Annotated in this window: 20 protein-coding genes; 6 read left to right on the top strand and 14 right to left on the bottom strand. The window is 68.7% G+C overall.

What is annotated here, in order from left to right:
• Positions 1 to 36: 36 nt before the first annotated feature.
• A complete protein-coding gene (gene rsmI / locus AADI75_RS04880; protein WP_341207924.1) occupies positions 37 to 882 on the bottom strand; it encodes a 16S rRNA (cytidine(1402)-2'-O)-methyltransferase in 846 nt (281 codons plus the stop codon).
• On the opposite strand from rsmI, the gene AADI75_RS04875 reads away from it, so the two are divergent.
• Both AADI75_RS04875 and AADI75_RS04870 read left to right on the top strand, forming a co-directional pair.
• A complete protein-coding gene (locus AADI75_RS04875; protein ID WP_341207923.1) occupies positions 881 to 2,083 on the top strand; it encodes a penicillin-binding protein activator in 1,203 nt (400 codons plus the stop codon). The two genes, rsmI and AADI75_RS04875, sit on opposite strands and share 2 nt — an antisense overlap.
• Before the next feature lie 47 nt (positions 2,084 to 2,130).
• Positions 2,131 to 2,649, top strand: a complete 519-nt coding sequence (locus AADI75_RS04870) for a phosphoribosyltransferase domain-containing protein (protein ID WP_341207922.1) — start codon at positions 2,131 to 2,133, stop codon at positions 2,647 to 2,649.
• 47 nt (positions 2,650 to 2,696) lie between these two features.
• Here the strand turns inward: AADI75_RS04870 and AADI75_RS04865 are convergent, their stop codons facing one another.
• Positions 2,697 to 2,939, bottom strand: a complete 243-nt coding sequence (locus AADI75_RS04865) for a polymer-forming cytoskeletal protein (RefSeq protein ID WP_341207921.1) — start codon at positions 2,937 to 2,939, stop codon at positions 2,697 to 2,699.
• Positions 2,936 to 3,904, bottom strand: a complete 969-nt coding sequence (locus AADI75_RS04860; RefSeq protein WP_341207920.1) for a 2-oxoglutarate and iron-dependent oxygenase domain-containing protein — start codon at positions 3,902 to 3,904, stop codon at positions 2,936 to 2,938. The genes AADI75_RS04865 and AADI75_RS04860 overlap by 4 nt, the downstream gene beginning before the upstream one ends.
• 120 nt (positions 3,905 to 4,024) lie before the next feature.
• On the opposite strand from AADI75_RS04860, the gene AADI75_RS04855 reads away from it, so the two are divergent.
• Both AADI75_RS04855 and AADI75_RS04850 read left to right on the top strand, forming a co-directional pair.
• On the top strand, positions 4,025 to 4,363 hold the full coding sequence (locus AADI75_RS04855; RefSeq protein WP_341207919.1) for a DNA primase: 339 nt from the start codon (positions 4,025 to 4,027) through the stop codon (positions 4,361 to 4,363).
• 58 nt (positions 4,364 to 4,421) lie between these two features.
• Positions 4,422 to 4,919, top strand: a complete 498-nt coding sequence (locus AADI75_RS04850) for a hypothetical protein (RefSeq protein ID WP_341207918.1) — start codon at positions 4,422 to 4,424, stop codon at positions 4,917 to 4,919.
• A gap of 81 nt (positions 4,920 to 5,000) precedes the next feature.
• Here AADI75_RS04850 and AADI75_RS04845 read toward each other — a convergent pair whose 3' ends face one another.
• The 8 genes from AADI75_RS04845 to AADI75_RS04810 form a co-directional block, all read right to left on the bottom strand.
• Positions 5,001 to 6,023 (bottom strand): LacI family DNA-binding transcriptional regulator, encoded by a 1,023-nt coding sequence (locus AADI75_RS04845; RefSeq protein ID WP_341207917.1) that lies wholly within the window; start codon positions 6,021 to 6,023, stop codon positions 5,001 to 5,003.
• A gap of 92 nt (positions 6,024 to 6,115) precedes the next feature.
• Complete coding sequence (locus tag AADI75_RS04840) at positions 6,116 to 7,795, bottom strand: GMC family oxidoreductase (protein ID WP_341207916.1); 1,680 nt, start codon at positions 7,793 to 7,795, stop codon at positions 6,116 to 6,118.
• Positions 7,796 to 7,821: 26 nt separating this feature from the next.
• Positions 7,822 to 8,658, bottom strand: a complete 837-nt coding sequence (locus AADI75_RS04835; RefSeq protein ID WP_341207915.1) for a sugar phosphate isomerase/epimerase — start codon at positions 8,656 to 8,658, stop codon at positions 7,822 to 7,824.
• Positions 8,655 to 9,230, bottom strand: a complete 576-nt coding sequence (locus tag AADI75_RS04830; protein WP_341207914.1) for a gluconate 2-dehydrogenase subunit 3 family protein — start codon at positions 9,228 to 9,230, stop codon at positions 8,655 to 8,657. Before AADI75_RS04830 ends, AADI75_RS04835 begins: the two co-directional genes overlap by 4 nt.
• A gap of 34 nt (positions 9,231 to 9,264) precedes the next feature.
• Positions 9,265 to 10,095, bottom strand: a complete 831-nt coding sequence (locus AADI75_RS04825) for a TIM barrel protein (protein ID WP_341207913.1) — start codon at positions 10,093 to 10,095, stop codon at positions 9,265 to 9,267.
• Between the two features lie 74 nt (positions 10,096 to 10,169).
• The gene (locus AADI75_RS04820) at positions 10,170 to 11,480 is read right to left on the bottom strand and encodes an MFS transporter (RefSeq protein WP_341207912.1); all 1,311 of its coding nucleotides are present in this window, start codon (positions 11,478 to 11,480) and stop codon (positions 10,170 to 10,172) included.
• 56 nt (positions 11,481 to 11,536) lie between these two features.
• Entirely contained in the window at positions 11,537 to 12,580 is a 1,044-nt protein-coding gene (locus AADI75_RS04815; RefSeq protein WP_341207911.1) for a sugar phosphate isomerase/epimerase, read from the bottom strand.
• Positions 12,581 to 12,594: 14 nt separating this feature from the next.
• A complete protein-coding gene (locus tag AADI75_RS04810; protein ID WP_341207910.1) occupies positions 12,595 to 12,975 on the bottom strand; it encodes a c-type cytochrome in 381 nt (126 codons plus the stop codon).
• A gap of 128 nt (positions 12,976 to 13,103) precedes the next feature.
• Between AADI75_RS04810 and AADI75_RS04805 the strand changes: the two genes are divergently transcribed.
• Complete coding sequence (locus AADI75_RS04805; RefSeq protein ID WP_341207909.1) at positions 13,104 to 14,264, top strand: Gfo/Idh/MocA family oxidoreductase; 1,161 nt, start codon at positions 13,104 to 13,106, stop codon at positions 14,262 to 14,264.
• A 155-nt stretch (positions 14,265 to 14,419) separates the two neighbouring features.
• On the opposite strand, the gene hemW is transcribed toward AADI75_RS04805, so the two are convergent.
• Positions 14,420 to 15,607 carry a radical SAM family heme chaperone HemW gene (hemW, locus tag AADI75_RS04800; protein WP_341207936.1) on the bottom strand — a complete coding sequence of 396 codons (1,188 nt, stop codon included), beginning with the start codon at positions 15,605 to 15,607 and terminating at the stop codon, positions 14,420 to 14,422.
• 99 nt (positions 15,608 to 15,706) lie between these two features.
• Here hemW and AADI75_RS04795 point away from each other — a divergent pair, with 99 nt between their 5' ends.
• Positions 15,707 to 16,264: a CAP domain-containing protein gene (locus AADI75_RS04795; RefSeq protein WP_341207908.1), complete on the top strand. Its 558-nt coding sequence runs from the start codon at positions 15,707 to 15,709 to the stop codon at positions 16,262 to 16,264.
• 120 nt (positions 16,265 to 16,384) lie between these two features.
• Here the strand turns inward: AADI75_RS04795 and rdgB are convergent, their stop codons facing one another.
• Both rdgB and rph read right to left on the bottom strand, forming a co-directional pair.
• Positions 16,385 to 17,011, bottom strand: coding sequence for an RdgB/HAM1 family non-canonical purine NTP pyrophosphatase (gene rdgB, locus AADI75_RS04790; protein ID WP_341207907.1), 627 nt, complete (start codon positions 17,009 to 17,011; stop codon positions 16,385 to 16,387).
• Positions 17,008 to 17,721: a ribonuclease PH gene (gene rph / locus AADI75_RS04785; protein ID WP_341207906.1), complete on the bottom strand. Its 714-nt coding sequence runs from the start codon at positions 17,719 to 17,721 to the stop codon at positions 17,008 to 17,010. Before rph ends, rdgB begins: the two co-directional genes overlap by 4 nt.
• Positions 17,722 to 17,758: the final 37 nt, after the last annotated feature.

Raw genomic sequence — 17,758 nt, 5'->3', positions numbered from 1 at the left:
ATCGCGCCCGGCCTGACGGTCGGGCGCGACATCGGCTCACTCGCCCTTCATCTCCAGCGCGCGGGCGTAGAGCGCCTTGCGGTCGACGCCGAACGCCTTGGCGACCTCGCCCGCCGCCTTGGACGCGGGGAGGCGGGTAAGCGCCTCGGCGAGTGCCGCATCCGCATCTTCGATCGCGGCCGGCGCGGGTGGGTCGGGGGGCGCGACGACGACAACGATCTCGCCCTTGGGCGGCGCATCGGCATAGCGCGCGGCAAGCGTCGAGAGCGTGCCGGTAACCGCCTCCTCGAATTTCTTCGTGATCTCGCGCGTCACCGCCGCCTCGCGATCGCCGAGCCCGGCCGCGAGCGCGGACAGGCACGCCGACAGGCGCGGTCCGGATTCGTAGATCACCAGCGTCGCGCGTACTGCCGCCACCTCGGCGATGGCGGTCGCGCGTGCCTGTTCCTTGGCCGGCAGGAAGCCGAGGAAGAAGAAGCGGTCGGTCGGCAACCCGGCGAGCGTCAGCGCGGCGATCGCGGCGCACGGGCCGGGGATGGTGACGACCTGATGCCCCGCCGCCCGCGCGTCACGCACCAGCTTGTACCCGGGATCGGAGATCAGCGGGGTGCCCGCGTCCGAGACCAGCGCCACCACCTCGCTGGCCATCCGCGCGATCAGCTGCGGGCGGACATGCTCGGCATTATGGTCGTGATAAGGCGTCATCGGGCGCTTCGTGCCGATGTGGCGGAGCAATCCGGCGGTGACGCGCGTATCCTCCACCGCGATCACGTCCGCCCCCGCCAGCACCTCGGCGGCGCGGGGGGAGAGATCGCCGAGATTGCCGATCGGGGTGGCGACGATGTACAGGCCGGGGGTCAACGGGTTCACGGGAGTAGTCATGGCAGAGGCGATCGGGCGTTCGCAATGGTCGAGCGCAATGTCGCGCGTCATCACGGTCGCGGGGGCGCTGTTGCTCGCGGCCTGTTCGACGGTGGTGCCGCGCGGGCCGGTGCAGCCCGCACCCAGCGCACAGCCGGCGCCGCCGCCGCGCGAGACCGCGCCGGAGGTGGTGACCGGGTTGCCGCAGGACGCCGCACGCAACCGCGTCGCGCTGCTGGTGCCGCTGACGGGCAGCAACGCCGGGGTCGGGCGCAGCCTGGCCAATGCGACGCAGCTCGCGCTGCTCGACACGCGCAACCAGCAGGTGCGGATCACCAGCTATGACACCGCGACCGGTGCGGCAGCGGCGGCGAGCCGCGCAATCCGCGAGGGCGCGCAGCTGATCCTCGGGCCGCTGCTCGCGGAGGACGTCCGCGCGGTCGCGCCGATCGCGCGCGCGGCGAAGGTGCCGGTGCTGTCGTTCTCGAACGATACCGGCGTGGCGGGCAACGGTGCCTATGTGCTCGGCTATGCGCCGGCGCAGGCGATCGAGCGCGTCGTCGCTTATGCCCGCGGGCGCGGGATCGACAATTTCGGCGGGATTGTCCCCAATGCGCTGTACGGCAGCCGCGCCTCGACCGCGTTCCTGCGCGCGGTCGAGCAGGCCGGCGGGCGCGTGGTGTCGCTCCAGACCTATGACCGCGGCAGCGGCGCGCTGGGCAGCGCGGTGCAGCGGATGGCCAAGGATGCGCCGTTCGGGGCGGTGCTGATCGCCGACAGCGCGGCGACCGCGACCGCGGCGGTGCCGCTGATCCGGCGCAACAGCCCGTCGACGCAGATCCTGGGCACCGAGCTGTGGAATTCGGACGGCGCGGCGCGATCGTCGGCGGTGCTGAACGGCGCGTGGTTCGCGAGCGTGCCGAACACGCTGTATCGCCAATATGCGCGAAATTATCGCGCGCGCTTCAATGCCGCGCCGTACCGGTTGTCGAGCCTCGGCTATGATTCGGTGTTGCTGGTCGTGCGGATCGCGCGCGAGTGGCGACCGGGCTCGCCCTTTCCCGAAGGCCGGCTGCGCGACGCGGACGGGTTCGCGGGGATCGACGGCGCGTTCCGCTTCGGTCGCGACAATGTCGCCGAGCGCGCGCTGGAGGTACAGGAAGTTCGCGGGGGCGAGGCGGTGACGGTGTCGCCGGCGCCGAGCGGCTTCGACGGAAAATAGCCGGCGCGGGCTATGGCATGGCGGCGGCGGTCGTGTAGGGGATCGTGATGCCGATCCTTACCGCCGTCACCCATGCCGAATTGATTGCCGATGTCCGGACGCTCGCCGCGAAGATCGCGCGCGACACCGCCTGGCGCCCCGACCTGCTGGTGGGGATAGGACGCGGCGGACTGGTGCCCGCGGTGTACCTCAGCCATGCGGCCGGGCTGCCGATGCAGTCGGTGGATTATTCGACGCAGGACGCGACGCGTGCCGCACCCGTGATCGAACGGCTGGCGATGCTGACCCGGGAGGGCCAGAAGCTGCTGTTCGTCGACGACATCAATGATTCGGGCCGCACCATCGCGAAGCTGCGCGAGTTGCTGGAGCAGGCGGGCGCGACCGCGGGGGCGATGCGCTTCGCGACGCTGATCGACAATCGCGGCTCGGCGGCGAAGGTCGACCTTGCGGCGCGCACGATCGACCGCGCGGTGACCAAGGACTGGTTCGTGTTCCCGTGGGAAGCGCTGGCGCCGGCGACGTCGATCGCCGCGGATGCCGCGGCGGTACCGGAGCGGACGGCCTAAGCGTCCGACGTCATTGCGTCGCTACGCTCGCAATGACGGACGCTCGCTCACCGCAGCGTCACGATCCCCGTCACATGCACGGTTGCGCCCTCGGCATGGACCGCGCCGTTGACGATGCCGGTGATCGTCACCTCGGCCCCCGGCTCGGCGGTCACGTCGCCGCGCACCATGCCCGAGATCGTGACGCGACAATCGGTCGCCACGACGATGTCGCCGCTGACGATCCCCGACACGTCCGCATCGGTATCGAGGCGGATCGCGCCGCTGATGATCCCGGACAGGTCCCTCATGCCTTGATGAGCCCGATCTCGACCAGCCGCTGGTGCAGGTAACCGTTGGCGGTGATCGGCTCGGGGTAGCGGTTCGGGTTCGCGGCGGTGATCGTCTGCGGCAGCGTTTCGATCAGGAAATCGGGCGCGGGGTGCAGGAAGAACGGCATCGAGTAGCGCGAGTGGCCGCGGCGCTCGGGCGGCGGGTTGACGACGCGGTGCGTGGTCGACGGCAGGACGTGGTTGGTCAGCCGCTGCAGCATGTCGCCGACGTTGACGACCATCGCGCCCTCCGGCGGCTTGACCGCGAGCCACTGACCCGTGGCGCGATCGAGCAGCTCGAGCCCGGCCTCCTCGGCGCCGAGCAGCAGCGTGATGAGGTTAATATCCTCGTGCGCGCCGGCGCGCACCCCCTCCGCATCGGCGGGGATCGGCGGATAGTGGAGCAGGCGCAGCACCGAATTGCCGTCCTTGACCGCCGGGTCGAACCAGTCGGGCGCAAGGCCGAGATGGCGTGCGATCGCGGACAACAGCCGGTCGCCGGCACGGTCGAACGCCGCGAACAGCTCGATGAAGGTATCGCGGAAGCCGGCCGGGCGTTCGGGCCACATATTGGGGGCCATTTCGGCGGCGTAGCGATGACCCTGCGGCAGCTCGCGCCCGACGTGCCAGAATTCCTTGAGGTCAACGTGGCGCGCGTCCTTGGCGATCTCGGTCTTGAACGGGGTGTACCCGCGCGCACCGCCGCCGCCCGGCGTGTGATAGCGGCGCTTTTCTTCCTCGGTCAGCGCGAACAGCTCGGCGGTTTCCGCCCAGGCACGGTCGATCAGCGGCTGGGGCACGCCATGATCAGCGACGATCGCGAACCCGAACCGTTCGAACGACCCGCCCAGCGCGGCGGCGAAGGCGTCGGGATCGTGTGTCTGATCGGCGAGGCTGAGCGTCGGCACGGCTGCGGTATCGGGGGCGGTTGGGGTGTCGAGCATGGTCATTCGTCCGTGATTCTGAACATCCTAGGTAAGCGCTCCGCGCTCGGGACGCCAGCGGCCGGAACCGGCGGGGTGAGTCTGCCGTTCGATCGGCGTAACGATTGGAGGAGCTGCGCGATGGGCGGGCATCAGGTGTACGGTCAGGGCTCGGGCGACGATGGCTATGACGAGGACGGCTACGACGAGAGCCAGCGCGCCGAAATCCTCGAGGCGACGCGCGACGGGCCGGGCGACGGGACGATCATCGTCGATCTCGAACCCGACATCGGCGCCGACGACGATGCCGAGGATGAGGACGAGCTATTGATGACCGACGGCGAGGTCGCGCGGCAGGACGGCGACGTCGATGCCGACGACAGCGACGTCGCGGAAGACGAGGTGCAGGCCGAGTTCGACGACGGCAACGTCGCCACGGACGATCTCGACGACCGCGACGACACCGCGCTGCGTCCCTGACCCGAAACGGCGCGCGGTCGGTTGACCGCGCCCATGCGGCCCAGCAGGATGCGCGGCGATGCTGATCGTTGCGATCCTGTTGCAGGCCGCAGCCCCGGCGGTGCCGACACGGCGATCGATTCTCGCGCCAGTGGGCGACGAGCCGTGCGCCCGCAGTAGCGAACAGGGCGAGGTGGTGGTGTGCGCCGATCCACTGCCGTCGCAGACGCTGCCCTTGCCGAACGAGGCGGTTTCGTCGCGGCCACGCCCGGTCAATCGCGACATGAGGGGAATGGGCGCGCTGGCTGCCGAATCCGGGCCGTGCGCGGCGCGATCCGGCGGGTGTCAGATCGGGTTCAACATTCTCGGACCGGTGGTTGCGCTGGTGCGCGGGGTGCAGACCGCCATCGCGCCGGGCAGCTGTTGTGAGCGACCGGGCGAGGCGACAGACCCGTTCATGCTGATCGGCGATGCGGTGAAGGGCGTCGCCCATGTGGGGAAGCACAAGCGCAATCGGCTGAGGCGCGAGGCGATCGACCTCGACGAACCGGTGCTGGCGGGGCGGGTGCATCCCTGAGAGGGCTGCAACGACGAAATTCAACGCTGAAGCCGGATGTGGCCAGCTTCGTAGGTCACCCCGGGTACGGATAGTCGACTCCTATCGCCCGGGTGTCGACTCGCGTTCGATGATCGCGTGCGGGACGATCATGTCGCTGGCGGCTTCGTCGCCGTCGCCGGTGCCGATCAGTCGTTCGGCGGCGCGGAAGGCCATCTCTTCGGCGGGCTGGCGGACGGTGGTGAGCGGCGGCCAGATCCGCGCCGCCAGCGTGGTATCGTCGAAGCCAGTGACGGCAAGGTCGCGCGGAAGCACCAGCCCGCGCCGGTGCGCCTCGGCGATCACCCCGGCGGCCATGTCGTCGTTGCTGCACATGATCGCATCAGGTCGCGTCGCGCCGGTCAGCAGCGTCCGCGCCGCTTCCTCGCCCGAGCTTCGGTCGAAGCGCCCCTCGATCACCAGCGACGGGTCGGCGGCGATGCCGCGCGCGGCGAGTGCGTCGTGATAGCCCTGTACGCGTGGCGCACTGTCCGAGTGGCGGGGGTTGCCCGCGATCAGCGCGATCCGACGATAGCCGCGCGCGATCAGCAACGCAGTCAGCTCCGCCATTGCGGCGCGATTGTCGATCCGCACCGTCGCGATACCGGGCATGACATGGCCGATCGCGATCGCCGCGACGGGTAGCGCGAGGTCCTGAAGCACCGGCGAGTCGCGCAGTAATTCGGCGAAGGGCGGTACCAGCAACAGCGCGTCGGCACCGCCGCGCGCGAGCGAACGCGCCGCAGCTTCGGCGGCGTCGGGGGTGCCGGGGGCTTCCTCGTGAAGCAGCAATTGCAGCCCACGCGCATTGGTGGCGCGCAGCGCGCCGACGAGGATGGCGTCGAGGAACGGCGCGCGCGCCCCGCTGTAGAGCAGCCCAACCGTCGTTGCGCGCGCCCGCGCGAGCCGACGCGCGACGACGTTGGGGACATAGCCGAGTTCGGCGACCGCGGCATGGACTGCGGCGACCGTCGCTGGGCTGGCGCGTCCGGCGCGGTTGATGACGTTGGAGACGGTCATCGCCGAGACGCCCGCACGCTCGGCAACGGCGCGGATCGTGACGCCTTGGCGGCGACGTTCGCTCATGCAGAAGCCCGGCGCCGTCCGTCATCGCGCCGCGTGGGGCGGGCTTCCGCCACCCGTGTGCGGCGCGATGATGGCGGCGGCAAGGCGCGGCCTTAGATCGTGCCAGCCTTCATCAGCTTGACCGCATTGTCACAGGCACGCGCGGTCAGCGCCATGAAGGTCAGCGACGGATTGACGCACGCCACCGACGCCATCTGCGCGCCGTCGGTAACGAACAGGTTCGGCGCGTCGTGCGCCTGGTTCCACTTGTTGAGCACCGAGGTGCGCGGATCGGCGCCCATGCGCGCACCGCCCATTTCGTGAATCGCATCGCCGGGAACGTGCTCGCCCTCGCGGCTCTGCACGTCAGTCAGCCCGGCGCCGCGCAGCATCGCCTCGCCCTGCTCGCGTGCATCGGCCATCATCTTCAGCTCGTTGTCGCGGAAGGTGACGTTGAACACCATCAGCGGCACGCCGAAGCGATCGACCTTGGTGGGATGCAGCGAGACGCGGTTGTCCTCGTACGGCAGGCACTCGCCGAACGCGGTCATCCCGAACTGCCAGTTGTTGTACTTGCGCATTCCCTCCTTCATCGACTTGCCGAAGCCGACCGGGCCAGCAGGCGAGCGATAGGCCGAACCCTGATAGCCATAGCCGCGCTTGAACCCGACGCCTTCTTCGCCGCCAACGTTGCGGAAGCGCGGGATGTAGACCCCGCCCGGGCGGCGACCATATTCGATGTACTCGGTCATCCCCGGGATATTGCCGCCGATGCTGACGCGGAAGATGTGGTCCATCACATATTTGCCGAGCGTGCCGCTGCTGTCGAACCAGCTGCGCCCGTCGGGACGCTTCGAGTTCATCATGATCTGCACCGAGGCGAGTGCCGAGGCGCACAGGAACACCATGCGCGCCTTCACGACCTGCGCCTGCCCGGTCTTGGCATCGACGTAGCGTACGCCGGTGACGCGCTTCTTCGTCGCGTCATATTCGAGGTTGGTGACGACCGCGTCGGAGCGCAACGTCAGCTTGCCCGTTGCCCGCGCCGCGGGCAGCGTGACCGCCTGCGTCGAAAAATACGCGCCGAACGAACAGCCGTTACCGCACTGGTTGCGATACTGACACTTCGTGCGGTTCTGGTCGGGCTTGTCCTCGGTCATGTTGGTGAGGCGCGTGTTGATGAGCTTGCGGCCCGGAAACTTGGATTCGAGCCGCGGCTTCACCCACTTCTCCGCGATGTTCATCTGCATCGGCGGCTGGAAGTCACTGTCCGGCAGCTGCGGCAGATTCTCGCGCGAGCCCGAGACGCCGATGTAATTCTCGACGTATTTGTACCAGGGCTCGACGTCCTCGTAGCGGATCGGCCAGTCGATGCCGACGTTCTCGCGCTTGTTGGCTTCGAAGTCCTCGGGCGCCCAGCGGAACGTCCAGCGGCCCCAGATCAACGACTTGCCGCCGACCGCGGCCGGGCGGATCCAGTAGAACTTGCTGCCTTCGTCATAGGCATAGGGGTTCAGCCGGTCGTCGTTGTAGAACTTGCGATTGCTGGGCGTGACATAGCCGTGCTTGGTGATGAAATAATCGCTTTCCATCAGCGCGGGCGGCATCGAGTTGCGCGCGGGCACCTCATAGGCGGGCTTCCCGTCATACGGATAGCCCTCGCCATGTTCGACCATGATGCCACGGTCGAGCATCAGGACGCGCAGGCCCTTTTCGGTCAGCTCCTTCGCGGCGAACCCGCCGCTGACGCCGGAGCCGATGACGATCGCGTCGAAAGTATCGGTCGCTGCCATAAGTAAAATCCTCTCCGTCGGCGCGATCAGAACGTCAGCTTGCGCAACGTGTTGAAGCTGGTGGTGATGTCGGGCAGGTACGGCGCCGGGCACTCGTCGTTCTCGACGTAGAAGTGCTTCACGCCCGCGACGCGGTTCAGCTTGAAGATCGCGCCGAAGTCGATCTTGCCTTCACCCACCGCGCACATGCTGCCATCGGCACGCTTGTCCTTGACGTGATAGGCGTAGATCCGCCCGGCGTGCTGACGGATCAGCGCCGCCGGATCCTGGCCGGCGGTGATCGCCCAGAACAGGTCGATCTCCAGCTTCACCAACGCCGGGTCGGTTCCCTTGAGCAGGCGATCGTAGAGCGACACGCCGCCGGGCTTCACGGTGAATTCGAAATCGTGGTTGTGATAGGCGAACGCCAGCCCGACCTTCTTCAGATCGCGCGCGAAGCGGTTGAAGTCCTTCAGCGCGGTGTTCCAAGCAGCCTCGTTGCGATGCTGGTCGGTCATGTACGGCAGGATGATCGTATCCGCACCCAGCGTCTTGGCCATCTTCACCACGCCGTTGAAGTCGGCGAGCAGCCACTCATAAGGAACGTGGACCGACGGCGCCTTCAGCCCGAGCCGATCCTGCGCGCGGCGCAGTGCGGCATGGTCCATCTTGTCATAGCCGCCACCGCCATATTCGATCTCGCGATAGCCGATCTGCGCGACCTTCTCGAGCGTGCCCATCGGGTCCGGCTGGAAGATCTCGCGGATCGTGTAGAGTTGAAGCCCGATCGCGCCGAGCTGCGCGGCCTGTGCCGAGACCCCAAACAGCCCGAGCGCGGCGAGGCCGCCCGCACCGGCGAGGACGTTGCGACGGTTGGCGATCATGAGGAATAGACCTTGTTGACGTTGGAATAGGGGAAGGCGCCGTCATAGCTGCCCGGGACGGGCAGATATTCGCGCTCCTGCGTGATGCCGATCTCCGACGTATAATAGCCGGCGATCACCATCTGGCGGAAGGGGCCGAAGAAGGCCGCGCCGCCCGGCAGCTTGTCGTCCATCGCCAGCGTCAGCAGCGCGTCGTGTTGCGCGGGCGTGAGCTGCGCCGCCGGCTTCTTGTAATCGGCCTGTGCGCGCGTCGCGATCGCGTCGAGCCCGGCGATGATCGGCACGCGATCCTCGGGGGTCGACCAGTCGGCCAGCAGCTTCTCGATATATTCCGGCACGCCCGCGGCGATCGCCCCCGGCGTGTCGGTGGTCGGGATCACCCGGTCGCTGAGCGCGCTCATCAACGCGCGCTGCGCGGGCGTGAACACCTGCGTGCTGGGCGGTCCCTCGCTGATGACGGGAATGCCGCCACCCTTTGCCGCCGCGGCGGTCGCCGCGCGTGCCAGCGGTGCGTACAAGGACGCCCCGAACATGGCGGCGATGCCGCCCAAGGCTTGTCGTCTGTCGATCACTCACCCTCTCCCGTAATGCTGATGCTGCGCCGGCTCATGCCGCGTCGATCGCGCGGTAAGCGGCGATCAGCCGCTCCTCGCCCGCACGCCCTGCTTGCGATGTGCCATGTTCCATGCCGATGACGCCGCGGTAGCGACGCTCGCGCAGGAAGCGCACGATGTTGCTGTAATTGACCTCGCCGGTGCCCGGCTCCTTGCGGCCGGGATTGTCGCCGAACTGGACATAGCCGATCTCGTCCCAGACCATTCCGAGCGACCGGATCAGGTTTCCCGACTGGATCTGCTCGTGATAGCAATCGGCGAGCACCTTGACCGCCGGGCTGTTCACCCCGCGCGCCACCGCATAGCCCGCCGCCCAGGACTGCATGTAGACGTTGGGATGGTCGGTGCGGGTGTTGAGCGGCTCCATCACCGCGACCAGCCCGTGTGGCGCCAGGATGTCGCCGGCGCGGCGCATCAGGTCGATGACGCGCCCGGTCTGGATCTCGATCGGCACCTTGTGGTCGACAAAGCCGGTGACCACCGTCATGTGGCTGGCGTTCAGCCGCTTGGCGACCTCGACCGAGGCGCGGACGTCGGCGAGGAACGCCTCGCGCTCCGCGCCGTCGTCGCTGCCGAAGATCGGACGGAACGCCGACCATTTCGGCATCGACGCGACGAACACGCCCATCGTCATTCCGCGCCGTTGCAGCGCCTTTGCCATCGCGTCCTGCTCGGCGACGCTGCGGCTGCGCGCCTCGTTATCCTCCCAGGCGCGGAAGCCCTGATCGGCGGCGAAGGCGATTTGCTCCAGCCGGTCGCCGCGGCTCGCGAAGCTGCCCTCATGCGGGGCATAGTTGAGCGAGAAGGTCGCGGCGTTGCTCATGCGAGCCTGCCCTTGCGCCGACGACGACAGCGCCGCGGCAGCGGCCCCTGCCAGAATCGTGCGGCGCGACGGCGTCATGCCGCGGCGACCGTCGCGCGACGGCGACGCTCGGACAGCCAGATCGCGCCGAACACGAACAGCAGCACGACCGGCACCAAAGCGAGCTTCGCGAACGACTGCGACGCGGCGGCGTCCTCGACTTGGCGCAATGCCTCGCCGGTCAGCTGCTTGAAGGCGTCCGGTCCGCCCGCGAGCCGCACCTTGGCCTCGTCGAACATGCCGCCGAGTGCGGGGAGGACGAAGAAGCTGGCGAGCGCGCCGGCCGAGCCGACCAGCCCGAGCGCCCATGCTCCGCCGCGCGGGTAGCGTTCCGCGACCGAGGCGAGCATCGTCGGCCACATCGCGCAGACGCCCAACCCCCACACGGTCGAGGCGACCAGCGCCGCGACCGGGGACTGCGCGCGCGACAGCAAGAACAACCCGATCGCGGCGAGCAGGCTGGAGATCCACAGCAGTCCGGGATTGGAGAGCTTGCCGGCAAGACGCCCCGCGAAGTGGCGGAACACGAACATCAAGGCGCTGACATAGACCAGCAGCAGGATGCCGCGCATGCCCACACGGTTGGTGAGCGCGACGTCGAGCCACTGGCCCGGCGCCAATTCCGACGAAGCAGTCAGGAACATCGCGCCGAACCACACGAAGAAGCTCGGGCGGCGGAACACCTCGCCGATCATCGTGCCGAAGCTCTCGCCCTCGACTGCCGCCGGGGCAGGGGGGAAGGTGGTGGTCGCGCCGATGATGACGACGCCGATCGCGGGCAGGAACACCAGCCCCATGATCGCCTGCCACGGCAGGACGTTGGCGAGGAACACGCCCGCGAGCCCGCCGATGATGAGCCCGCCGGGATACCAGGCGTGGAGCACGTTCAGCCGGTGCGTGGTCTCTTCGGGATAGAGGCGCGCGGTCAGCGGGTTGATCGAAGACTCGGCCAGACCCCAGCCGATCCCGCTGAGCATCATGCCCAGCCAGACGAGCGAATAGATCGTCATGCCGGTCGCGATCGCGCCCGCGCCGACGATCAGCGCGGTGCCGAGGATGAAGCAGATGCCCGAGCCGATCACGATCCGCTTCGCGCCGATCTTGTCGAGCAACGCGCTGGCGACGAACAGGGTAATCGCGAAGCCGAGGAACGCCGAGCCGAGCGCCGCGCCGATCAGCTCGCCGGCCTCGACGGGGGCGATCGGGTCGATCCATTGTGCCTTGAGGCTGCTGGCGATCGCCGCACGCAACGACGCGCTGACCGCCGCGGTGGTCAGCGCCAGCACGCTCAGCCAGAACAATCGGGACCGATGCTGCCCCGTGAATGCCGCTGCCTCTGTCTGCACCCTCTACCCCTTTGTTGTCGCGCGATTCTTTTATCGTATTTTTGCAGTCTGACCGATCAGTCGAGCCCGAGCAAGCGCCGGTTCGCGGCCGGATCGGACCCGCCCGCGAAATCGTCGAAGGCGCGTTCGGGGCGACGGATCATGTGCGCGGCGATGAACGGCGCGCCTTCGCGCGCGCCGTCCTCGGGATGCTTCAGGCAGCATTCCCATTCGAGAACCGCCCAGCCGGCATAGCCATATTGCGTCAGCTTCGAGAAGATGCCGCCGAAATCGACCTGTCCGTCGCCGAGCGAGCGGAAGCGGCCGGGCCGGTCGACCCAGTCCGAATAGCTGCCGTACACGCCCGCCTTGCCGGTCGGGTTGAACTCGGCGTCCTTGACGTGGAACATGCGGATGCGGTCGTGATAGAAGTCGATGAACTGGAGATAGTCCATCGCCTGCAGCACGAAATGGCTGGGATCGTAGAGGATATTGGCGCGCTTGTGCCCGCCGACTGCGTCGAGGAACCGCTCGAAGGTGGTGCCGTCGTGCAGATCCTCGCCGGGGTGCAGCTCGAAGCACAGGTCGACGCCCTCGTTCTCGAACGCGTCGAGGATCGGGGTCCAGCGCTTGCCCAATTCGGCAAAGGCGTCCTCGACCATCCCCGCCGGGCGCTGCGGCCACGGATAGACGAACGGCCACGCGAACGCGCCCGAGAAGGTGGCATGCGCGTCCAGCCCCAACCGGCGGCTGGCCTTCGCGGCGAGCTTCAACTGGTCGACCGCCCACGCCTGCCGTTCAGCGGGCTTGCCGCGGAGTTCTTCCGGCGCGAAGACATCGAAGGCGGTGTCATAGGCCGGGTGGACCGCGACGAGCTGACCTTGCAGGTGCGTCGACAATTCGGTGATCGCGACGCCCGCCTCGCGGCAGCGCCCGACCATTTCGTCGGCATAATCCTGGCTCTCGGCGGCGAGCGTCAGGTCCATGCACCGCTCGTCGCGGGTCGGGATCTGCACGCCTTCGTAGCCGGCCTCGGCCATCCAGCGCGCGGCGTTGTCGAGCGTGTCGAACGGCGCGGCGTCACCCATGAACTGCGCGAGGAAGACGCCCGGGCCGCGCATGGTGCCGCCGCCGCTCACTTGGCGGTCTCGGACTTCAGATAGGCGATGATCGCGGCGCGCTTGGCGGGATCGGGGGTGGAGATCGGCATCCGCGTCCCCGGCACCTTCTTCTGCGGCGCGGCGAGATATTCATTGAGCGACGCGTCGTTCCACTTCAGCTGCGCCTTCTTGAACGCGGCCGAATAATTGAAGCCCGGCGCGGAGGCCGGGGCGCGCGTGAACAGCCCGGCGAGGTTCGGCCCGATGCCGTTGCGTTCACCCTTGTGGAGCGTGTGGCACGCCTTGCACGCGGCGAAGGCCTGCTGCCCGTTCTGCTGTGCCGGCGCAGGGGCCGAAACCGCAAGCGCAGTCACGGCGACGATCGGGGCGGCGACTAGCCCGGCGATCAATTTCATCGCATCTCTCCAAACCCAGTTAGGCAAAGCCAATTTGCTTGCCGCCAGTTTACCGCTAAACCGGGCGATAGCAAGGCGGCTGACGTTACGGTCTTCGTAATGACGGTATGCGAATGACGGGAGGATGAATGGCGCGGATTGAACCACTTAAGCTTGGGATGATCGGCGGCGGCGAGGGCGCGTTCATCGGCGCGGTCCACCGGATGGCGGCGGGCATCGACGGCGACTGGCGGCTGGTGGCCGGCGCGTTCAGCAGCGATGCGGGACGCAACGGTCGCACCGGGGAGCTGCTTGGGCTCGATCCGGTGCGCGTCTATGCGTCGATTGATGACATGCTTTCGGCCGAGCGTGCGCTGCCGGAGGGCGAACGGATCGACGCGGTAGCGATCGTGACACCGAATCACCTCCATGCGCCGATGTCGATCGCCGCGCTCGACGCCGGCTTCCACGTCATCTGCGAAAAGCCGATGTCGCTGAACCTGGACGAAGCGCAGGCGATCGCCGCCGCGGCCGAGCGGAGCGGGCGGCATTATGCGCTGGCCTTCACCTACAGCGGCTATCCGATGGTCGAGGAAGCGCGCGCGCGGGTGGCGCGCGGCGACTTCGGCGCGATCCGGCTGGTGCAGGTCGAATATTCGCAAGGCTGGCTGAGCAGCGCGCTGGACCGCGAGGGCAACCGCCAGGCCGAGTGGCGCACCGACCCGGCGCGCGCCGGGCTGGGCGGATGCCTCGGCGATATCGGGACGCACGCGTTCCAGTTGGCCGAGCATGTCAGCGGGTTGCACGTCGAGTCGCTGTGCGCCGACCTGACGACGCACGTGCCGGGGCGGCGGCTCGACGACGACGTCAGCGTGCTGCTGCGCTTCGCGGGCGGTGCGCGCGGCGTGCTGAAGGCGACGCAGGTCGCGGCGGGCGACGAGAACGGCCTGCGGCTGCGCATCCACGGCGAGAAGGGCGGGCTCGACTGGGCACAGATGGAGCCCAATACGCTGACGCTGCGCTGGCTCGACAAGCCGGGCGAGATCGTGCGCACCGGCGGCCCGGGGCTGGCCGAGACGACGCTGGGACGCATCCGTACGCCGGCCGGGCACCCCGAAGGCTATATCGAGGCGTTCGCGAACATCTATCGCGCGGTCGCGGCGACGATCCGCGGCGGCGATACCGTCGCCGAGCGCGGCGCGGCGGCGTGGTTCCCCGGGTCCGGCGACGGCGTGCGGACGATGGCGTTCGTCGAGGCGGTGGTCGCCAACGCCGGGTCCGATCAGAAGTGGAGCGGGCTGGCGGGGTAAACCGCTCGTCTTGCACCACCTCCGTTCGCCCTGAGGAAAGGCTGAGCTTGTCGAAGCCTTGTCTCGAAGGGTGCGCGCAACAAGCGTGCTTCGAGATGGCATTTCGACTTCGCTCAATGCCTCCTCAGCACGAACGGAATGGGTGGTGTCGATCCTTAACGCACCACCTTCGGCAAGATCGCGTCGAGCAGGATCATACCCGATTCGGTGACCCGCAGGCGCGCGCCCTCGCGGACGATCAGATCGGGCAGCGCGGCGATCGCATCGAGGTCGACGATGTCCTCGACGCGCATCCCGCCCGCCGCCGCGATCGCCGCCACATCGACGCCTTCGCGGAGCCGCAGCCCCATCAGCAACGCCTCGCTGACGCGGGTCGGGGCGTCCAGCGGCTCCTCGCTTTCCAGCCCGTGACCGTTGCGCGCCACCGCGGCGAGCCAGTTCTCGGGCTTCTTGCGGCGGAAGGTCGCGAGGTGATCGCGCCGGCCATGCGCGCCGGGGCCGATCCCGGCGTAATCGCGGTAGCGCCAGTAAGCGAGATTGTGGCGGCTCTCCGCGCCCGGCCGGGCGTGATTCGAAATCTCATAGGCGGGCAGGCCCGCGGCCGCGGTGCGTGCGCGGGTCAGTTCGAACAGATCGGCGGCGCTGTCGCCATCGGGGATCGTCAGCCGCCCCGCCGCCGCCTCGGTGGCGAAGCGCGTGCCGGGCTCGATCGTCAGCTGATAGAGCGACAGATGCTCGGTGCCGAACGCCAGCGCGCGCGCCAGCTCGGCGTCCCATGCGTCGGGCGACTGGCCGGGGCGCGCATAGATCAGGTCGAAGCTGACGCGCGCGAAGTGGCGCTGCGCCACGGCGAGCGCGCCGAGACCCTCGTCGATGCCATGCGCGCGGCCAAGAAAATGCAGCGCTTCGTCGTCGAGCGCCTGTAGCCCAAGCGACACGCGATTGACCCCCGCGCGCGCGAGATCGGCGAAACGCGCCGCCTCGACCGACGACGGGTTCGCCTCCAGCGTGATCTCGACATCGCCTAGCGGCGTCCAGGCGCGGGTCGCGGCCTCGATCAGCGCGGCGACGGTGGCGGGCGGCATCAGCGAGGGGGTGCCGCCGCCGAAGAAGATCGAGCCCAGCCGTCGTCCGGGCAGCAACGCCGCCTCGTGCGCGAGATCGGCGAGCAAGGCGTCGTGCCACTCCGCCTCGTCGACGGTGGCGCGAACATGGCTGTTGAAGTCGCAATAGGGGCATTTCGAGACGCAGAACGGCCAGTGGATATACAGCGCCAGCGGCGCGGCGGCACGCGCGGCGCGATCCTGCGCCGCCGCGGCGTCGGGGGAAACGAGGTCGATCATGCCCATGATCGCGCGCATATGGCGGTTCGTCGCAGCAAACGCCACCGTCGGCGCGAAGGAGGAGAATAACGTTGCGGTATCGTAACGATTTGGGCATCCATGGCGGCGATGCTTGTCCGGTCCGCCGCGTTGCTGCTCGCCCTGATTCTCGCCGCGCCCGCCTCGGCCGCCGGGGTTGAATGGCGCATGAACCGCGTGGGGGCGGCGCGCGACGGATTGCTGCTCCAGCGCGCGGTGCTCGAAGCCCACAATCGTGAGCGAAGCGCGGTCGGGCTCGCGCCCTTGCGGTGGAGCGTGACGCTGGCGGCGGCGGCGGCGCGTCATGCCGAAGCGCTGGCCCGCGCCGGGCAGCTTTTCCACGCCGAGCAACCCGGCGGCGATGGATGGCAGGGCGAGAATCTGTTCGCGGGCACGCGCGGCGGCTATGATTATGGCGAGATGGTGCGGTACTGGCTCGACGAGCGCCGCCATTTCCGCAACCGCCCCAGCCCTGGTTTCAGCCGCACCGGGCGCTGGCAGGATGCGGCGCACTACGCGCAGATCGTCTGGCGCACGACCACCGAGGTCGGATGCGCGATGGAGAGCGGGCAGACGCAGGATTTCCTCGTCTGCCGCTACAATCCGGGTGGCGAACTGGCGGGGCGGCGGGCGTATTGAGCCCCGTCATTCCCGCGGAGGCGGGAATCCAGACGCGCAGGTTCTTGCAGGAGCCACCAGCGTCAGCGGTTCTGGATTCCCGCCTGCGCGGGAATGACGGTCTTGGCGACAAGGCCGACGTCAGAAGACCGCCGCGACCATTTGCCGGAACGCATCCCCGCGGTGGCTGATTTCGTTCTTGGCAGGTTCGTCCATCTCGCCGAAGGTCACGTCATGCCCGACCGGCTGGAACACCGGGTCGTAGCCGTGCCCCTTGTCGCCCCGCGGTGGCCAAACGAGCGTGCCGTCGACGCGTCCCTCGAACCATTCGACGTGCCCGTCGGGCCACGCCAGCGCCAGCGCGCAGACGAAATGCGCGTCGCGCGGCGCGTCCGGCGTCTCGGCGAGCTTGTCCTCGACCAACCGCATCGCGTGCCCGAAGTCCTTGTCCGGCCCGCCCCAGCGCGCCGAGAAGATGCCGGGATCGCCGCCGAGCGCGTCGACGCACAGCCCGCTGTCGTCGGCGAGCGCGGGCAGGCCGGAGAGGTCCGCTGCGGCGCGCGCCTTCAGCTCGGCATTCATCACGAAAGTGGTGCCGGTTTCCTCGGGCTCGGGCAGATCGAGCGCGCCCGCCGAGACGACGTCGAGCCCGCGGCCTTCGAGCAGCGCCGCGATCTCGCGCACCTTGCCGGCGTTATGGCTGGCGATCACCAGCTTGCCGGGCTGAAGCTTGCGGATCGCCTGCGGCTCCTTGCCTTCCCCGCTCATGCGACGGCGCGTGCCTGTGCCGCGAAGATCTCGTTGCAGCCGATCCGCGCGAGGCGGAGCAGGCGCAGCAGCGCTTCCTCGTCATAGGTGGCGTGCTCGGCGGTGGCCTGCGCCTCGGCGATGTGGCCGTTCTCGAGCAGCACGAAGTTGGCATCGGCATCGGCGTTCGAATCCTCGTCGTAATCGAGGTCGAGCACCGGATTGCCCTGATAGATGCCGCACGACACCGCAGCGATCTTCTGCTTGATCGGGTCGGCGGTCAGCTTGCCCGAGGCGAGCAGCCCGTCGACCGCCAGCCGCAGCGCGACCCACGCGCCCGAGATCGAGGCGGTGCGCGTGCCGCCATCGGCCTGGATCACGTCGCAGTCGAGCGTGAGCTGCCGCTCGCCGAGTAGCGTCATGTCGGTGACCGCGCGCAAGCTGCGCCCGATCAGCCGCTGGATCTCCTGCGTGCGCCCCGATTGCTTGCCCTTGGCGGCCTCGCGGCTGCCGCGAGTGTGCGTGGCGCGCGGGAGCATCCCGTATTCGGCGGTGACCCAGCCCTGACCCTTGCCGCGCAGGAACGGCGGCACGCGCTCCTCGACCGAGGCGGTGACCAGCACCTTGGTATCGCCGAAGCCGATCAGCACAGAGCCTTCGGCGTGGCGGGTGAAGCGCGGCTCGATCGTGATCGGGCGCATCTGGTCGGGGGTGCGGCCGCTGGGGCGCATTCAACTCTCCTCAAGGTCGGATCGCGCACGCCCTAGC

This window comes from uncultured Sphingomonas sp., assembly GCF_964021865.1.
Taxonomy (GTDB): Bacteria; Pseudomonadota; Alphaproteobacteria; order Sphingomonadales; family Sphingomonadaceae; genus Sphingomonas.
The sequence above is the reverse complement of the archived record's forward strand: the minus strand, read 5'-3'. Positions and strand labels throughout refer to the sequence as shown.

Coding starts and splice junctions, on each gene's coding strand:
- AADI75_RS04875 (WP_341207923.1), top strand. CDS start 881: ATGGCAGAGGCGATCGGGCGTTCGCAATGGTCGAGCGCAATGTCGCGC.
- rsmI (WP_341207924.1), bottom strand. CDS start 882: ATGACTACTCCCGTGAACCCGTTGACCCCCGGCCTGTACATCGTCGCC.
- AADI75_RS04870 (WP_341207922.1), top strand. CDS start 2,131: ATGCCGATCCTTACCGCCGTCACCCATGCCGAATTGATTGCCGATGTC.
- AADI75_RS04865 (WP_341207921.1), bottom strand. CDS start 2,939: ATGAGGGACCTGTCCGGGATCATCAGCGGCGCGATCCGCCTCGATACC.
- AADI75_RS04860 (WP_341207920.1), bottom strand. CDS start 3,904: ATGCTCGACACCCCAACCGCCCCCGATACCGCAGCCGTGCCGACGCTC.
- AADI75_RS04855 (WP_341207919.1), top strand. CDS start 4,025: ATGGGCGGGCATCAGGTGTACGGTCAGGGCTCGGGCGACGATGGCTAT.
- AADI75_RS04850 (WP_341207918.1), top strand. CDS start 4,422: ATGCTGATCGTTGCGATCCTGTTGCAGGCCGCAGCCCCGGCGGTGCCG.
- AADI75_RS04845 (WP_341207917.1), bottom strand. CDS start 6,023: ATGAGCGAACGTCGCCGCCAAGGCGTCACGATCCGCGCCGTTGCCGAG.
- AADI75_RS04840 (WP_341207916.1), bottom strand. CDS start 7,795: ATGGCAGCGACCGATACTTTCGACGCGATCGTCATCGGCTCCGGCGTC.
- AADI75_RS04835 (WP_341207915.1), bottom strand. CDS start 8,658: ATGATCGCCAACCGTCGCAACGTCCTCGCCGGTGCGGGCGGCCTCGCC.
- AADI75_RS04825 (WP_341207913.1), bottom strand. CDS start 10,095: ATGAGCAACGCCGCGACCTTCTCGCTCAACTATGCCCCGCATGAGGGC.
- AADI75_RS04815 (WP_341207911.1), bottom strand. CDS start 12,580: ATGCGCGGCCCGGGCGTCTTCCTCGCGCAGTTCATGGGTGACGCCGCG.
- AADI75_RS04810 (WP_341207910.1), bottom strand. CDS start 12,975: ATGAAATTGATCGCCGGGCTAGTCGCCGCCCCGATCGTCGCCGTGACT.
- AADI75_RS04805 (WP_341207909.1), top strand. CDS start 13,104: ATGGCGCGGATTGAACCACTTAAGCTTGGGATGATCGGCGGCGGCGAG.
- hemW (WP_341207936.1), bottom strand. CDS start 15,607: ATGATCGACCTCGTTTCCCCCGACGCCGCGGCGGCGCAGGATCGCGCC.
- AADI75_RS04795 (WP_341207908.1), top strand. CDS start 15,707: ATGGCGGCGATGCTTGTCCGGTCCGCCGCGTTGCTGCTCGCCCTGATT.
- rdgB (WP_341207907.1), bottom strand. CDS start 17,011: ATGAGCGGGGAAGGCAAGGAGCCGCAGGCGATCCGCAAGCTTCAGCCC.
- rph (WP_341207906.1), bottom strand. CDS start 17,721: ATGCGCCCCAGCGGCCGCACCCCCGACCAGATGCGCCCGATCACGATC.